This is a genomic window from Corynebacterium sp. HMSC072A04, from assembly GCF_001809235.1.
Classification (GTDB): Bacteria; Actinomycetota; Actinomycetes; order Mycobacteriales; family Mycobacteriaceae; genus Corynebacterium; species Corynebacterium hiratae.
In genome coordinates this window covers 1-251 of sequence record NZ_KV796720.1, presented here as the reverse complement: position 1 = coordinate 251, position 251 = coordinate 1, and the positions used below count along the sequence as shown (strand labels likewise).

The following is a 251-nucleotide window of genomic DNA, read 5'->3' as shown; positions in this document are numbered from 1 at the left end:
TAGAACCATCCGGGTAAGTCACAACAACCGGAACAGTGATCTTGTCACCCGGCTTCGCATCCTCCGGAACCTTCACGGTGATCTCACCAGTGTTCTCATCAATGGTCACACCATCCGGAACGTTCTCACCCGGGGTGAACTTCGTGCCCTCCGGAGCCTTGGTGTCCTTGCCGTCCTTGTCCTTGAACTCAGGAGCAGGAACCTTAACATCCTCACCCGGCTTACCAGAACCATCCTCATAACCAGGCTCG

The 251-nt window shown here is 55.4% G+C and carries 1 protein-coding gene; it reads right to left on the bottom strand.

All coding sequences use genetic code 11. The features are described from left to right. On the bottom strand, positions 1-251 hold a 251-nt coding region (locus tag HMPREF2565_RS00180; RefSeq protein ID WP_210385851.1), incomplete at both ends, for a YPDG domain-containing protein.